Origin of the sequence: Novosphingobium sediminis (genome assembly GCF_007991615.1) — a bacterium.
In the GTDB taxonomy this organism is placed as follows: Bacteria; Pseudomonadota; Alphaproteobacteria; order Sphingomonadales; family Sphingomonadaceae; genus Novosphingobium; species Novosphingobium sediminis.
This window is the reverse complement of record NZ_BJYR01000002.1, coordinates 208,006-223,520: the sequence shown is the minus strand read 5'-3', so window position 1 is coordinate 223,520 and position 15,515 is coordinate 208,006. Positions and strand designations below refer to the sequence as shown.

10 protein-coding genes are annotated in these 15,515 nt (G+C 65.2%); 3 read left to right on the top strand and 7 right to left on the bottom strand.

Annotation, left to right across the window (positions count from 1 at the left end; genetic code table 11):
• Position 1: 1 nt before the first annotated feature.
• Positions 2-1,162: an alpha/beta hydrolase gene (locus NSE01_RS02060; RefSeq protein WP_147157956.1), complete on the top strand. Its 1,161-nt coding sequence runs from the start codon at positions 2-4 to the stop codon at positions 1,160-1,162.
• An 87-nt stretch (positions 1,163-1,249) separates the two neighbouring features.
• Positions 1,250-2,569, top strand: coding sequence for an NAD(P)/FAD-dependent oxidoreductase (locus NSE01_RS02055; RefSeq protein ID WP_147157955.1), 1,320 nt, complete (start codon positions 1,250-1,252; stop codon positions 2,567-2,569).
• A gap of 124 nt (positions 2,570-2,693) precedes the next feature.
• Here the strand turns inward: NSE01_RS02055 and NSE01_RS02050 are convergent, their stop codons facing one another.
• Complete coding sequence (locus tag NSE01_RS02050; RefSeq protein WP_246134983.1) at positions 2,694-6,023, bottom strand: glycosyl hydrolase; 3,330 nt, start codon at positions 6,021-6,023, stop codon at positions 2,694-2,696.
• 204 nt (positions 6,024-6,227) lie between these two features.
• Between NSE01_RS02050 and NSE01_RS02045 the strand changes: the two genes are divergently transcribed.
• Positions 6,228-7,103: a sterol desaturase family protein gene (locus tag NSE01_RS02045; RefSeq protein ID WP_147157953.1), complete on the top strand. Its 876-nt coding sequence runs from the start codon at positions 6,228-6,230 to the stop codon at positions 7,101-7,103.
• Positions 7,104-7,269: 166 nt separating this feature from the next.
• On the opposite strand, the gene NSE01_RS02040 is transcribed toward NSE01_RS02045, so the two are convergent.
• Genes NSE01_RS02040 through NSE01_RS02015 form a run of 6 tightly spaced genes read right to left on the bottom strand, consistent with a single transcriptional unit; the run spans position 7,270 to position 15,509 of the window.
• Positions 7,270-8,202, bottom strand: coding sequence for a Vgb family protein (locus tag NSE01_RS02040; RefSeq protein WP_147157952.1), 933 nt, complete (start codon positions 8,200-8,202; stop codon positions 7,270-7,272).
• Between the two features lie 13 nt (positions 8,203-8,215).
• Positions 8,216-9,970, bottom strand: a complete 1,755-nt coding sequence (gene atzF, locus NSE01_RS02035; protein ID WP_147157951.1) for an allophanate hydrolase — start codon at positions 9,968-9,970, stop codon at positions 8,216-8,218.
• The gene (gene uca / locus NSE01_RS02030) at positions 9,967-13,563 is read right to left on the bottom strand and encodes an urea carboxylase (RefSeq protein WP_147157950.1); all 3,597 of its coding nucleotides are present in this window, start codon (positions 13,561-13,563) and stop codon (positions 9,967-9,969) included. The genes atzF and uca overlap by 4 nt, the downstream gene beginning before the upstream one ends.
• Positions 13,560-14,198 (bottom strand): urea amidolyase associated protein UAAP2, encoded by a 639-nt coding sequence (locus tag NSE01_RS02025; protein WP_147157949.1) that lies wholly within the window; start codon positions 14,196-14,198, stop codon positions 13,560-13,562. The genes uca and NSE01_RS02025 overlap by 4 nt, the downstream gene beginning before the upstream one ends.
• Positions 14,199-14,211: 13 nt before the next feature.
• Positions 14,212-15,039 (bottom strand): urea amidolyase associated protein UAAP1, encoded by an 828-nt coding sequence (locus NSE01_RS02020; RefSeq protein ID WP_147157948.1) that lies wholly within the window; start codon positions 15,037-15,039, stop codon positions 14,212-14,214.
• Positions 15,036-15,509 (bottom strand): CopG family ribbon-helix-helix protein, encoded by a 474-nt coding sequence (locus NSE01_RS02015; RefSeq protein WP_170233729.1) that lies wholly within the window; start codon positions 15,507-15,509, stop codon positions 15,036-15,038. Before NSE01_RS02015 ends, NSE01_RS02020 begins: the two co-directional genes overlap by 4 nt.
• Between the last annotated feature and the right edge of the window lie 6 nt (positions 15,510-15,515).

Genomic DNA, 15,515 nt, shown 5'->3' with positions numbered 1-15,515 from the left:
GATGGCGTTGTTCGAACCTTTTCCCAATTACATCTGGAACCTCTCCGTTGCCATTGCGATGGAGAACGGCGGGCGGATCGGCGAGATCGTCGACATGATCCAGCCGCTCCTCGCCAAGGCGCAGAGCGGCGCGGACGCAGGCACGGCCGATTTCATGGCCGAATGGGTGAAGATGGGCGACAAGCTGGTCAAGCTGGCGGGGGAAGACCTCGCGCTTGGCCGCGAGTTTTCGGCCGGGACCAAGCTCAAGCGCGCGACGATCTACTACCTGACGGGCGAACGCATGCAGGCGCATGGATCGGCCGGGCGCGAGCAGACTTACGCCAAGGCGTTAGATAGCTTCCAGCGCGGCACGAAGTTTGCCGGCGATCCAATCGAGCGCGTGGAAATTCCCTATGAGGGGAAGACGATTGCTGCGTATTTCCACCGCGCGAATGTTGCTGGCCCTGCACCGTGCGTGGTCTATTGTAACGGGCTCGACAGCATGAAGGAAATGCTGTGGCTGGGCGGCTTCCCGGAAGCGCTCGCGCAGCGCGGCATTCATACGCTGTGCGTCGATCAGCCGGGCACCGGTGAGGCGCTGCGGCTTCAAGGGCTGAACGCAACGCCCTATTCCGAGCAGTGGGCCTCCAAGTGGGTGGACTGGCTGGAGGCGCGGCCTGAAGTCGATCCCAAGCGGATTGGCATGACCGGCATTTCGCTGGGCGGTCACTTTGCGCCGCGTGCGGTGGCCTATGAGCCGCGCTTTGCCAGCGGGGCAGCATGGGGCGCCAACCACAACTGGCGCGAAGTGCAGGACAAGCGCATGGCGCGCGAGGGCGAGAACCCGGTGCCGCACTACTGGGGCCACGTTTACTGGGTGTTTGGTGCGAAGGACCACGAGGACTTCCTCGCCAAGAGCAATGATATGAACCTCAACGGCCACCTCGACCGGATCAAGGTGCCGTTCCTTGTGACTCACGGCGCGACTGACCGGCAGATCAGCGTGGACTATGCGCACCAGAGCTATGCGCAGCTGGTCAACTCGCCGCGCCGCGAACTCAAGATCTTCACCGCGCGCGAAGGCGGGGTGGAGCACGTGGGGGCGGACAACATGAGTTTTGGCAATGATTACATTGCCGACTGGTTTGCCGACACGCTGGGAGGGCGCACCAAAGCCTGACAACCGCATTCCCCTACGGACAGGCTACTATTTCCGGCCTGTTTCTGGCATTAATTCCCTCGCGCCAGCTCTCGTGCGCGGGGGGAAATGCGCGTGCCGGATCAGAAAACGCAGATCGTTGTCGTGGGCGGAGGCGCCGGCGGGCTTGAGCTCGTGCGCAAGCTGGGTGCCAAATACGGGCGCAAGAAGCACGACATCATCCTGATCGACCGCAACCTGACGCATATCTGGAAGCCGCTGCTGCATGAAGTGGCGGCAGGTTCGCTCGACGCCAATCTCGATGAAGTCGGCTATGGCGGGCATGCGGTGCGCTGGGGCTACCGCTTCTTTCAGGGCAGCATCGAGAGCATCGACCGCGAGCACCGCACGATCACGACGGCGCCTTTGCTCGACGAACGCGGCGAGGAAGTGATCGGGCGGCACACCGTGCGCTACGATTACCTCGTGCTGGCGATCGGGGGGATATCCAACGACTTCGGCGTGCCCGGCGTGCGTGAACATGCGATGTTTCTCGAGGACCGGCCTCAGGCGGACAAGTTCCGCCAGAAGCTCTTGAACGCGTGCTTGCGCGCCAATCACCTGCACCACACCGGCAATCCCGATGCCAAGGTGCGCGTGAGCATCGTCGGCGGCGGGGCAACCGGTGTGGAACTGGCCGCCGAGCTTTACAACGCGGCGGGTTCGCTGCGGCACTATGGCCTTGAGGTGTTCGACGAGAGCAAGCTCGAAGTCTCGCTTCTCGAAGCGGGGCCGCGCATTCTCCCTGCGCTCGATGAAGCGCTGGCTAAAACCGCGCGTGAGGAATTGGAGCGGCTTGGCGTGCGGGTGCTGGAGCGCACGCAGGTGGTGAAGCTGGAGGACCGCGCGGTCCATACCGGCGATGGCAACGTGATCGATGCGGACCTCATCGTGTGGGCGGCGGGCGTGAAGGGCGCCGAGGAAATCAAGACGATGAGCGATCTGGCGCTGACGCGCGGCAACCAGATCATCGTGCGCCCGACGCTGCAGAGCGAGACGGACGACCGCATCTATGCACTGGGCGATTGCGCCTCGTGCCTGCTGCCGGGCAAGGAACGACCGGTCCCCCCGCGCGCACAATCAGCGCACCAGATGGCGAGCCTTGTGTTCACCAACCTGGTGCGGGCGCAGGCCGGGCAGCCGCTGAAGGAATTCGCCTACAATGACCATGGCTCGCTCGTGTCGCTGAGCCGCTTCTCGACGGTTGGCAGCCTGATGGGCAACCTTGTCGGCGGGCGAATGCGGGTCGAGGGGCGGATTGCGCGGATGGTCTACATGTCGCTCTACCGCATGCACCTGATCGCCATTCACGGATGGTGGCGGGGGATCACGTTGATCGTGATCGGGCATGTGAACCAGATCGTGCGGCCCAGGTTGAAGCTGCACTGAGGCTGGGGGTCATACTACATCCCCCAATGCTCGTCATTGCGAGCGCAGCGAAGCAATCCAGAGCTTCGGACCACAGCGGCTCTGGATTGCTTCGTCGCTACGCTCCTCGCAATGACGAATGGAGTTAGCGTTCCACCTCGAGTATCACCGGACCAATCAGACCTGAAGACCGCAGCGGCGCATCGGCGCGGTAGGTTTTCAGCGTAGTGAAGGTGATCGGCTTCGCACCGGGCTGCGCATCGCCGATCAAGCGGTTGACCCAGAGGTTGGTGACGCGGATTTCCACGGTGTTGGCGCCCGGTTTTGCAAGCCCGGTCAGATCCGCCTCGTAAGGCGGCTGCCACAGGATGCCCGCCGATTTGCCGTTGACGATCACTTCCGCGAGATCGCGCACATCGCCCAGATCGAGGATCAGGCGCTGGCCCGGCTTTATGGCGGGGGCCTTGAGCGTCTGGTGATACGTGGCGGTGCCGGAGAAGTAGCGTACGCCGGGGTCGGTATTCTTCGTCCAGTCCGATAGCGCGGGGAGCGTTATGCTGGCGGGGGCGCCGCGGCCCGGTTGGAAGGTGAGGGTCCACGATCCGCCAAGCGTGGTGACGGGCGTGCGCTTGGGTGCGGGAACGCTGAGGCTGGCCGGGCCGGCCTTGCGGAACACCACGAAGCCTGATTGCCACGGCTTTAACGTCGCCAGAACCTCGGTGCGGCCATCCCTCGTCGTGTATGCGAGAGGCGAGGCCTTGCCGGTTTGCGCATCCCACCATTCGGGTGCCCGGCCGGCCTGCGCAAAGCTCAGCGTGGTGGGCTCGGTGCGGTTCTTGCGGTTGGTGACAAAGTAGATGTCCGCATCCGCCGTCTTGCGGTGGACGAAGCGCAGCGAGGTATCAGGCGCGGCCTTGGTATAGGTCAGGTCTGCCGCAATGCCGAGTTTGGTGAGCGCGCCGTCCGGATCGTGGCTCGTGAGAACGCGGCCCTTGCCGCTATCGCCGCTCCACAAGGCATTGGCGATGCGGGCGAACTCTGCGGGTTCATCCTGCAAGGCGGGCGAGCCAAGTGGCTTTTCGCCAATCAGGGTCGCACCGGCGCGCACCAGTGTATCGATGCGCTTGAGGACCGCGAGGCTCATCCGCGCCGAGCTGCCGCCGAGGTACAGCGCCTTGTAGCGGGCGCCGCTCTTGGCGACGAGGTCCGCACCGTCGTTGGATAGCTGGTTGAGGAGAACGTCCGGATTGACGAAATCGAAGGCGTTGTTGGTCGGAAGGTCAGCCGGCACGGCCTTGGCGAAAAGTGCGGTAAGCGGCGCTTCCTCGCCGTAGAAGTACGCGACATCGGCCACGTTGCGCCCCTCCTGGAGCATGTAACTGCTGCGGGCGATGTAATCGACCCACGGCCTTGCCTGTTCGCCCCATGTCTCGAGCCGGTTGAAGTACTGGCCGAAGATGAACAGCGAGAAGCCGGGGGCCTTGTCGGTCAGCGGCTGATGGACCGAGGTGTGGATCACAGGGCGGTTGATGCCAAGCGCGAACTCCATGTCGATCATCGGCTTCAGGTCGCGCGGGGCGAAGGCCCATGGCTGGAGAGCTGCGGTAAGCGATTCCGCTGCGACGAGGTTCTGCCCATAGACGTGGGCGACCGAGGCCGCTCCGCGCATGTCGCCTTCGTAGCTGGGCTGCGGTGCTCCCTTCTCGGTGTCGTAGGACCACATTGCTGCCATCGGCACATCAGCGTTGCGGCGCATGGCCATATCGTCCCCCAGCGAGGGGCGCTTGTCTTCGAGGGCTTCCGAATAGTGGATGAGGCCGCGTTTGTGGGCCTCTTCGGCGATGGTCCTGTAGTGTCCGTCTGCCATCAGATCGGCGAGGGTCTGGCGGTAATCATGGAGGAACGCATCGGTGCGCGCCGGGCTGCCGAGGATCACGCCAGTGAGCGCAGGCAGCCATGGCACTGGATCATAGCCGCGGCGGAGCTTGAACTCGGTGACGATCTGCGGCGTCCAGTTGCTGGCGCCGACTTCGATGCTGTCGTTGAGGACGGCGCGGACGCCGTGTTGCCCGATCAGATCGGGACCGGCGGCGGCGAGGTAGGTATCGAGGTAGGTGTTGATATAACGGCGGACAGCCTCGGCATCGAACTTGTCGACTTCGAGGCCAGTGGCTTCGGGCGGGGCGGGATGGTTTTCAGTTCCCGTCAGCGAATAGCCGAGGCGCAGCACGTGCCATTGGCCCTTGGGCGGCGTCCAGTCGAGCGTGCCGTCCTGCTTCAGGTGCTCGGACAGGTCGATCGCGGCATCTTCGGGCAGCGCCGGCGCATCGGGTGTGGGGATCGCGTTGTAATCAAGCGTGGTCGCAAAACCGGCCTTCTCCTCGAACCGGTGCGTGCGTGCGGAAGCCGAGAAGCCGAGTTCGGCAACGGTGACGTGCGGCCCTGCGCCGCTCATGAAACCGGGGAAGGCAGGGAATTCGGCACCGGGAGCGGGCGGCGTCGGCAGGCTGAAGCCGGTCTGCTCGGGCAGAAAGCGCACCCGCAGGGCCTTCGCTGCGATGGCGGGGAAGGTGATGGAATACTGCGCTGACGTGCCCGTGGGGAACCGCGCGATCTCGTTGAAGTTCGTGCCGTCGGTGCTGGCTTCAAGGACCGGCGCGTACTTGGCGGCGCTGAACAACGAGACGGGCGGCATGGCCAGCGTGGCCGAGCGGACGATCTGCGGTGCGGCGAAATCGGCACGGATCCATGCCGGTGCATCGGCCGGACCCGCAGGGATCTCCAGCGCCGTCGCCTGCTTGCCATCGCCAAGCAACGCGCCGTCGATCTTGCCGGATGATGCCGACCATGCCGGTGCAAGCGGCGCTTCGGTTTCGCGCACCGCAAAGACATAAGTGTCGCGGTAGAACTGCGGCAGGTCGGTCTTGGGATGCTCGACGCCGATTTCAGGCTGCATGCCAAGATCCTGGAACGGCCCGGTGACTGAGGGCGGCGGGGCGAGCTTCCCCTTGAACGGCTTGCCGCCGGCGATCCGCGTATCGGACCAGACGAGCTTTTTCATGCCGTCCTCGGGCTTGACCCAAGGCCCGCCACTTTCGCTCCAGCCCGGAGACGCCGCGATGGCGAGTTCGAGGCCGAGCTTGTCGGCGGTTTCGGCGGCAGTGCGGAAGGCGTGCTTCCATTCGGGTGTCATGTAGACAAGGCGCTTGTCAACGACTTGCGGCGTCTGAAGCTGCGCATCGAACGTCTGCGCGCCGCCGATCCCGATGCGCTTCATCCATTCGAGATCAAGCCGGATGCCTTCCTCGGTGACGTTGCCGTTCATCCAGTGCCACCACACGCGGGGGCGGGCGGAAGACGGAGGATCGCGGAAGCCATCGGCGAGCGGGTCTGCCGCTTGCTGAGCATGAAGCGGCGCGAGTGCGCTGCCGGCGAGGAGGAGCGCTCCGATGAGGCGGATGGGGGCCTTGTGCAATGCGCGTCTCCCGGACGGATGATGATTGTTTGTGATTGGTTTGAGCGAAAACGCGCACAAAGTGCAAGCGAAAATGCGCATTGAGCCCGTCGGTCGCCGCCCTTGTGCTTCCCTTTTGCGGGTATGACGAATGGGGCAGTTGTTGATACCGGATCTTGGTGTTAGCTTTCACCTCGAACAAAAGCCGTGGGGGTCTGCAATATCATGGCTGGTATTAAACCGGTGATATTCAAGTATTACCAACCAGCGACACTGCTGGCGATCTTTGCGTTCTGGTCATTCCTGCCGCCAGAGTTGGCAACCAACGGCTGGACGATCGTCATCGCGGCGATCTGCACCAAGTTCATGATCCTGGGTCTGGAGCAGATCAACGAGCGCCATGCCGGTTGGCGGCTGACGCGTGCGGAGTTCCTCTCGGACCTGTTCTACTTCGTGATGTTCTACACGGTGGTGCGCTATGCCGGAAAGCACTGGGCCGATCCGCCGCTGATTGGCCTCAAGGACGCGCTGGGCATTCACACGCCGTGGCTGGAACATGCGCCGCTGATCGTGCAGGTCGCGCTCATCATGCTGCTGATCGAGTGGGGCCACTATTGGCTGCACCGCGCGATGCACAATTGGTTTCCGCTGTGGGTGGTGCACGCGCCGCACCATTTCGTGCGGCAACTCAATGCGCTTAAGGGTGCGGTGGGCAATCCCTTCGAACTGTTCCTGATCGGGCTAAGCCTGACCGTATTCCTCGACTTCTCGCTGACTGCGCTGTTTTGCGCCGGGCATATGCTGGGGACGATTGCAGCGTTCAGCCATGCCAATGTGCGGTTCAACCCGCCGCGCTGGTATTCGGCGGTGTTCACCACCATCGAGGCGCATAGCCTGCACCATTCGGTCGAGTACGAGGATACCCGCTGCAACTATGCCTGCGCGCTGATCCTGTTCGACCGGATGCATGGGACGTTCAAGGACGGCGAGGCGGTGGAAGTCGGGCAGGAAGGCCGCCGGCACATGGGGATCGGCGAGACGCTGATCTACCCGCTGACGCCGATCATCGACTGGGTGAAAGGGCGGAAAGCGGCGGCCTGATCTCGCTCGCTGGCGCTTAGGTTGTCCGCTCTGGATCCCCGCCTTCGCGGGGATGACGAACAACGCATCGTGATCGTCATTGCGAGCGTAGCGAAGCAAACCAGAGCGTCACGTGGTTTGCTTCGCGACGCTCGCAATGACGAGGGATTGGGTTGTAGGCAGCCGCTCAGGGCTTTGCCGTCTCGCTGCCGCTCGGCCAATAAGTCAGTGTGTGGATGTCGTGCGCCGAAGTCCACACCCCCTTGGGCGTCCAGCGTAGAGCTCCGCTGCCGGAGGGCTTGCCGACGCGGGTGAGGATGGCGTTGGTTGCAGCGTCGATCACCACGAACTCCTGATCGTCGGTGGTACGCAGCCAGACCTTGCCGCCGCCGGTATCGATATCGCCCCACTTGAGGTTATCGCCCACCTTGATGCGGGCCGTGACAGTCATGGTGGCGGGATCGATGCGCGCGACGGTGCCGTCGCCCTGTTCCTGCACCCAGACCGCGCCTTCGCCCGCCACGAGAAAGCCCGGCGTCTTGCCGAGCGCGACCGTACCGGTGACGGTGTTGGTGGCCGGATCGATGCGGCTGAGCACCTGCTCCTTGCCGCTGACGGCCCAGAGTGCACCGAGGCCGAACGTGAGATACCACGAGCCGGGGGTAACCGGGATCGAGGCGACGACCTTGTTGGTTGCGGGATCGATCCGCGCGATCTTGCCGCTCGCCTCGCTCCCGATCCAGACAGAGCCTGCGCCGGTGACGGTGTTGAGCTCGCCCTCCATGTTGTTGGCAATGCCCGAGGAGACCACGGCAAGGAGTCTGCCGGTCTTCACGTCGATCCGCTTGACCGCGTTTTCCGGGCAATCGGCGACCCAAAGCGAGCCGAAGTCCACGCTCATGCCGCCGCAGGGCCGGCCCATCGGATACTCGGCCTTCTTGCCCTTCACCGACCACTGCTCGACGCGGCCCTTGTTGGTGGCCCAGACGGTATCGCCATCGATGGCAAGGAAGTCTGCAAAGCCGGGGACGACTTGCACGCCAGGCTTCGGCGCGTCCTTTGCAGCAGCAATTCCGGGGATCAACGCGGCGGTGAGGAGCAGTGTCTTGAGGGTTCGCATGGGGTCTGCTCCTTCAGCTCTTCTGCGCAATAAACGCGCGCCATCCGCCGAGGTGGGTGATGTCTTGCGCACCCGTCAAGGCGCGCGGTTCGGCGACGAAGCCCTTGACGCTGGTGCCGTCTGCCAGCGTGACCGTGCCGATGGCAAGCGGCGCGGGGACTTCGACGGTGAAGCTGCCGAATTCGGCGACGCCCAGTTCGTAGACTTCAACCGCGATTGCTGCGCCGTCTTCGCCGCTGTGCACCAGCGCGGGCTTGGGCGGCACGCTGTCGGCCATCGCGTAGAGCCGGTAGGTCGGCGCGGTGTGCGTCGCCTCGACGAACTTGGCCTCGCGCGAGGTGAGCTGCCAGTGGAGCGGCATGTCCTTGAGGTGGGCGCCGACGACGGCGAGTTTGACGGTCTGCATGTGTCCCTCAAGATCAAGCGGAGGTGGAGCGGGTAGATCGGCCTTGGCAAGATAGGCATCGGCCAGATCGAGCAGCGCGCGGTCAGTATCCGCAGGGCCGATGAACGTGATGCCAAAGCCCGTTGCATTGTGGCGCACGCCTGCCGGCACGGCGAGCGCGGCCATGTCGAGCAGGTTCACGAAATTGGTATAGGCGCCGAGATTGCTGTTGAGCGCGATGGGCGCCTTGGCGAGTTCTGCAACGCGGTAGGTGGTGCCGGTGGTGGGGAAGGCGAGCGCGTCGATCTCGCCCCACAGAAGATCGGCATGGCGCTTGATTTCGGCGAGGCGGTAGATGCCGTTAAACGTCTCGACCGCGGTCTTGTCCCAGCCGGCTTCGACCACGGTGCGGACGGTCGGATCGACAGCATCGGGATTGGTCCTGAGGATTTCGGCCATCGCGGCAGTGCGTTCGGCAACCCATGGGCCGCCATAGAGCAGCTGTGCGGCTTCCTGCAGCGGGGCGATGTCGATCTCGATGATCTCGGCGAGGGTGGCGAGGTGATCTACCGCGCGGTCGTAAAAATACTCGGATTCCGCATCCCCGAAGAACAGACGCTGGTGGCGCTGGGGAACGCCAATGCGGCGCGGCGCGAGCGCGCGGTCGGCGAGTGGCTTCGACCACGGATCGGCGGGATCGAACCGGGCGAGGACGCTGTCAACAAGCGCGGCGTCTGCGGTGGTGTGCGCGAAGACCGTGACGCAGTCGATTGAGCGGCAAGCAGGGACGACGCCCTGCGTGCTCCAGCGGCCCTTGGTGGGCTTGAAGCCGATCAGGTGGTTGAACGCGGCGGGGACGCGGCCGGAGCCTGCCGTATCGGTGCCGAGCGCGATGGGCACAAGGCCTGCGGCAACCGCGATGGCCGAGCCAGAGCTGGAGCCGCCGCTGACATAGGCGCGATTGAAGGCATTGCGCGGGATGCCATAGGGGCTGCGCACGCCGACGAGGCCGGTGGCAAACTGGTCGAGGTTAGTCTTGCCCATGCAGATCGCCCCCGCAGCCGCGAGGCGCTCGGTGACGGTGGCGCTGGCGGGCGGCTTATGCGCGAACGCGGGGCAGGCGGCGGTGGTTTCGAAGCCGGCGACGTCGATGTTGTCCTTGGCGGCGTAGGGGACACCGGCCAGCGGCAGCTTTTCACCTGTCGCGATGCGGGCATCAACAGCGCGAGCGGCAGCGAGAACATCGTCAGCAGCCGCGCGGCTGATCCAGACCTGGGGCTGGATGGCATCGTAAGCGGCGATACGGGCGAGGGCGGCTTCGGCTTGCGCGACAGCGGTGGTTGCGCCGGATTGGACGGCCGCCGCGATTTCGGCTGCGGTCATGCCGTCCTCCTCAGCGCCAGCATCGGTGAGCCGGGCTGCAACGACTGCTTTTCCTTGATGTAGAGCGCCTCGACCGTGCCAGTGCCGGGGCTTTCGACCGGGCACTCCATCTTCATCGCCTCGATCACCGCGATGGTATCGCCAGCTTTCACCGCATCACCGGCAGCGACGAGCAGTTTCCACACGCTGCCGCCGAAAGGTGCCTCGATCAGGTCAGTTCCGTCCGGCACGACAGTGAGCGCTGCGGCGGGGGCTTCGGCTTCGGCGAGGTTGCTCACCCGGTCAAACTCGCCGCGAGCGTGCCAATCGGCGCGTTCAGCGTCGAAAGCGGCCTGACGATTGGCCTCGAACGCGGCGATCGCTTCGGCGTTGTCCGCAAGGAATGCGCGGTAATCGGCAAGGCGGAACTCGCTTTCCTCGATGCGCAGGCTGCGGCGGCCGGCGGGGAAATCGCGCCGCCATTCGGCGAGTTCCTCGGCGCTGACGGGGTAGAAGCGGATCTGGTCGAAGAAGCGCAGGAGCCACGGCTTGCCTTCGATGAAGGCATCCGTCTGCTTGTAGGTGTTCCACACTTGCACGGTGCGGCCGAACAGCTGGTAGCCGCCCGGGCCCTCCATCCCGTAGATGCACATGTAGGCGCCGCCAATGCCGACGACATTGGGCGGGGTCCAGGTGCGCGCGGGGTTGTACTTGGTGGTGACGAGGCGGTGGCGCGGATCGACCGGGGTGGCGACGGGCGCACCAAGGTACACGTCGCCGAGACCCATGACGAGGTAGTTGGCCTCGAAGATCAAGTTCTCGACCGCGGCGACATCGGGCAGGCCATTGATACGGCGGATGAATTCGATGTTGTCCGGGCACCACGGCGCATCATCCCGGACGGCGCCCATGTACTTCTGGATCGTCTCCAGCGTGGCGGGATCGCGCCATGAGAGAGGTAGATGGACCACGCGGCTCGGGATCGTGAAATCGGCCAGATCGCCAAGGCGCTCTTCGGCGGCAATCAGCGCGGCGAGAGCGGTGGCCTGATCGAGCTGCGTGCCGTCGAAGTGCAGCTGGAGCGAACGGATGCCCGGCACGATGTCGATGACGCCCGGGAGGGCTTGCGCTTCCAGTTCGACCATCAGCGCGTGGACGCGGATGCGCAGCTCGATGTCGAGGACGATCGGGCCGTATTCGACGAGGATATTGCGGTCGCCCTGCTGGCGGTAGATCGTGCGGGGGCGGCCGTTTGCCTCGGGGATTTCGGCAAGTATCGGCGAAAGGTGGGCGACGGGCCGATCGGGCACCGGGCCGGGGAGCGCGCCCTGGGTGAGCAGGCGCTGCTGGTCTGCATCGGCGGCAGCGGCGTCTGCGATGGTGACGGGGGCGAAGCGCAGCCGGTCTCCCGGCACCAATTGGCCGAGCTTCCAGCGGTCTGCCGCGATCACCACGAACGGGCAGACGAAGCCGCCCAATGAGGGGCCATCCGGGCCGAGAATGATTGGCATGTCGCCAGTGAAATCGACCGCGCCAATGGCGTAGGGGTTGTCGTGGATGTTGGACGGGTGGAGGCCTGCCTCGCCGCCATCCTTGCGGGCCCAGTGCGGCTTGGGGCCGATCAGGCGGACGCCGGTGCGGTTCGAGTTGTAGTGGACCTGCCATTCGGCGGCGACGATCATTGCGATATCGTCTGCCGTGAAGAAATCCGGTGAGCCGTGCGGGCCATAGAGGACGCGCAGGGTCCATTCGGAACCGAGCGACGGGAGCGCGGTGGCGGGAAGCGCGGCCTCGGCGGGCTCGCTGCCGAAGTGGAGTACATCGCCCGCAACGAGACGGCGCGCGGCGTGGCCGCCGAACTGACCCAGTTCGAACGTCGCGCGGCTGCCGAGATAGGGCGCGATATCGAGGCCGCCTGCGAAGAGCAGATAGCCGCGCATACCGCCGCCCCGCGCGCGGCCAAGCGCGAGGGTCTGGCCGGCGGCCACGGCAACGACCTGCCCGCGCGCAACGGGTACGCCATCAAGCGTTGCGCCGAAGTCTGCACCGGTGAGGGCGATCTTCGCGGGGGCGGTGAAGGCGAGGGTGGGACCGGAATGGGTGAGCTCGAGCCCGGCGGTGCCCTCAGTGTTGCCCAGAAGGCGGTTGCCGAGGCGGAACGATTGATCGTCCATCGGACCCGAGGGCGGCACGCCGACCGCCCAGAGGCGCTGACGGCCCGGCCAGTCCTGCACAGTGGTCGCGGTGCCGCCGCTGATGACGCGCACGCTGCGCGGGGTGTAGGCGATGGTATCGAGGACGCGGGTGGAGACTTGGCCAGTGGTGAATGCAGGCGTGCGGACGACGTCGCGCAGCCAGCGCAAGTTGGTTTCGATACCGTCGACGCGGGTCTCGCCGAGTGCGACTTGCATCGCGGTGACAGCTTCCTCGCGGGTCGGCGCGTGGACGATCAGCTTGGCGAGCATGGGATCGTACCATGCGCTGACTTCGCTGCCGCCCATGACCCAAGTTTCGGTGCGGATATCGGTGGGGAACTCGACCGCCGTCAGCGTGCCGGATGTGGGGCGATAATCGAGCGCGGGGTCTTCGGCATAGAGGCGCACCTGCACCGAATGGCCGCTCGGCTTGGTGGGCGCAGCATCGAGGAAGCTGAAATCGCCAGCACCGCCGCGCACCATCCATTCGACGAGATCAAGCCCCATGACCATCTCGGTCACGCCGTGCTCAACCTGCAGGCGGGTGTTCATTTCGAGGAAGTAGAACTGCTCGCGCTCGGCATCATAGAGGAACTCCACGGTGCCGGCAGAGCGATAGCGCGCAGCCTCGCCCAGGCGGATCGCGGCGGCGTAGAGATCCTGCCGGATCTGCTGGGGCAGCAGCGGGGCAGGGGCTTCCTCGACGACTTTCTGGTTGCGCCGCTGGAGCGAGCAATCGCGTTCGCCGAGTGCAACGACCCGGCCCTCGCCATCGCCGAAGATCTGCACTTCGACATGGCGGGCACGGCGTACGTAGCGTTCGAGGAACACGCCGGCATCGCCGAAATTGCTCTGGCCGAGGCGGGCGACGGTGGCGAAGCCTTCCTGCACATCGGCCTGCGTTTCGCACACGCGCATGCCGATGCCGCCGCCGCCTGCGGTCGCTTTGAGCATGACGGGGAAGCCGATCTCGTTGGCAGCGGCGAGCGCTTCCTTTTCGCTCGTGAGAAGTTCGGAGCCAGGAGCCAGCGGCACGCCGTGCGCCTTTGCCAGCGCACGGGCGCTGTGCTTGAGGCCGAACATGCGGATGTTGTCAGGCGTCGGGCCAATGAACACGATCCCGGCGGCGGCACAGCTTTCCGCAAAATCGGTGTTCTCGGCCAGGAAGCCATAGCCGGGATGGATTGCGCCCGCGCCTGTGGCCTTGGCGGCTTCAAGGATGGCATCGACGTTGAGATAGCTTTCGGATGGCCGCGCGCCGCCAATGCAGACCGCCTCATCGGCCTCCGACACATGGAGGGAGCCCGCGTCAGCTTCCGAATAGACCGCGACCGAGCGCAGCCCCATGCGGCGCAAGGTGCGGATGATCCGGGTGGCGATGGCGCCCCGGTTGGCAATGAGGACGGTGTCGAAGCTCATGCGGCGACGATCATGCGCACGGGCGTCGGGTTGAAGCCGTTGCACGGATTGTTGATCTGCGGACAGTTCGAGACGACGACGATGACGTCCATCTCGGCCTTGAGATCGACCGTTAGGCCGGGTGCGGAAATGCCGTCGACGATGCCAAGCGCGCCGTCGGCTTCGACCGGCACGTTCATGAAGAAGTTGATGTTGGCGACGATATCGCGCTTGCCGCGGCCTTCGGTGAGATTGGCCTCGAGGAAATTCTCGACGCAGGCGTGCTGGGCCTTGGTGTGGTGACCATAGCGCAGCGTGTTGCTCTCGCAGCTGCACGCGCCGCCAATAGTGTCGTGGTATTCGACCGTCGTCGCCGCAATGGTCATCATCGGGCGGCCTTCGTTCGAGCGGAGGACGGTGCCGGTGCGCAGGAACAGATTGCCCTGCGCCGCCACGGTGTCCTGCGCGGAGTAGCGCTCGGTATCGTCGGCCTCGCTGTAGAGCAGGAAGTCGACCGCCTGGTTGCCTTCGAGGTCTACGATGCGCAGCGTCTGGCCCTTCTTGATGTGGTGGATCCAGGGCGCGCGGGCGGGGACGACCTCGTCGTGGACGATGGTATCGGGCAGGCCGTCATGGTGCGGATCGCGGTTGAGCATCTGCTGGGCCTCCTTACCGGCGGTAGTAGTCTTCGACGTTGAGGAAGGCGCGCAGGCCCTCCGGCGTCGCGGTGCGGATGGGATCGTCCTCGGCTGCGATGGGCCCGCGCCACGCGGTGAGGCGCAGCGGCGTGACGGTGTAGTCAGGCCGGGGATCGAGCACGTGGGGGACATTGGCGATTACCACGATGACGTCCATTTCGGCGCGCAGGATCACCTCGCGGCCGGGCTCGAACGGGCCGATCTGCGGCTCGATCGTGCCGTCGTCGGCAATCTTCGCGCCCTTGAACAAGGTGATGGCGGCGTGGATGTCGCGGCGCTGGAGGCCGTGCTTGGCTGCGCCAAGCAGGAAGCGGTCGCGCCCGTTGGGGAACTGGCCCGAGTTCCGGCCATCGCCGTACTTCGCGGCGTTGGTGTAGGCGTTGGACGTGCCGGAGAAGGTATCCCAAGTTCCTTCGGTGCCGTCCGTCATGATGCTCATCAGCACACGGCCCATGTCGGACAGCAGGAATTTGCCCTCCGCGAGGTAGGCGTTCCACTGGATCTTCACGGTGTCGGCAAAGCTGTAGCGCTCGGTCGGCATTTCGGCGTTGAAGATCTGCAAGCTCGCGCAGGCATCGCCCTTGGTGTCGAGGAGGCGCAGGCGCGCGCCCCGAGGCAGTCGGCGGGTGGCGTAGCCGCCGGGGGCCACGGTTTCTTCCCAGAGGAGATCGGATGCGGGCACGCCTTCTGGCAGGTCGGGCGCGACCGGCGGGAGGATCGGCATCGCCTCGACCACGGTGCCGCCTTGGGCGCGGGCGTGATCGCGGGCGGCGTTGGGGTTAGCGAGAGCGGAAGTCATGCGGCGGCTCCCTGCGGCGCATCGGCTTCCGGCTCGTAGAGCTGCGGAAGGAGCGCGGTGGTGGTGACGAGTTCGAGCTGCTGGACCCCGCGCACGCGGCGCAGCGCGTCCGAGAGGTCCTTGAGGCGGGCGGCGGGGCCTTGCACCAGCAGCACTTCGAGCGACTGGTCATCCTCGAGGAAGACGTGCTGCGAAGAGATCACTTCCTTGAGGTAGTGCGCCTGCGTCTGAGCGAGCTGATGGCGCACCCGCCCCCGTTCGCCCCGGTAGACAAGGGTGATCGTGCCGGCGAGCATCTCGTCAGGCCGGGTAAACGCCTCATGCGCGGCGAGCGCGTGGCGGATCAGTTCGGCCATGAGCTGCGAGCGCGAGGGAAGCTGGCGCTCGGTCACCATCATGTCGAGCTTGCGGAACAGTTCGGCGGGAAGGCTCATGCTGAGCCGGGCGAGGCCGGGGGTTTCTATCGTCATTGCCAT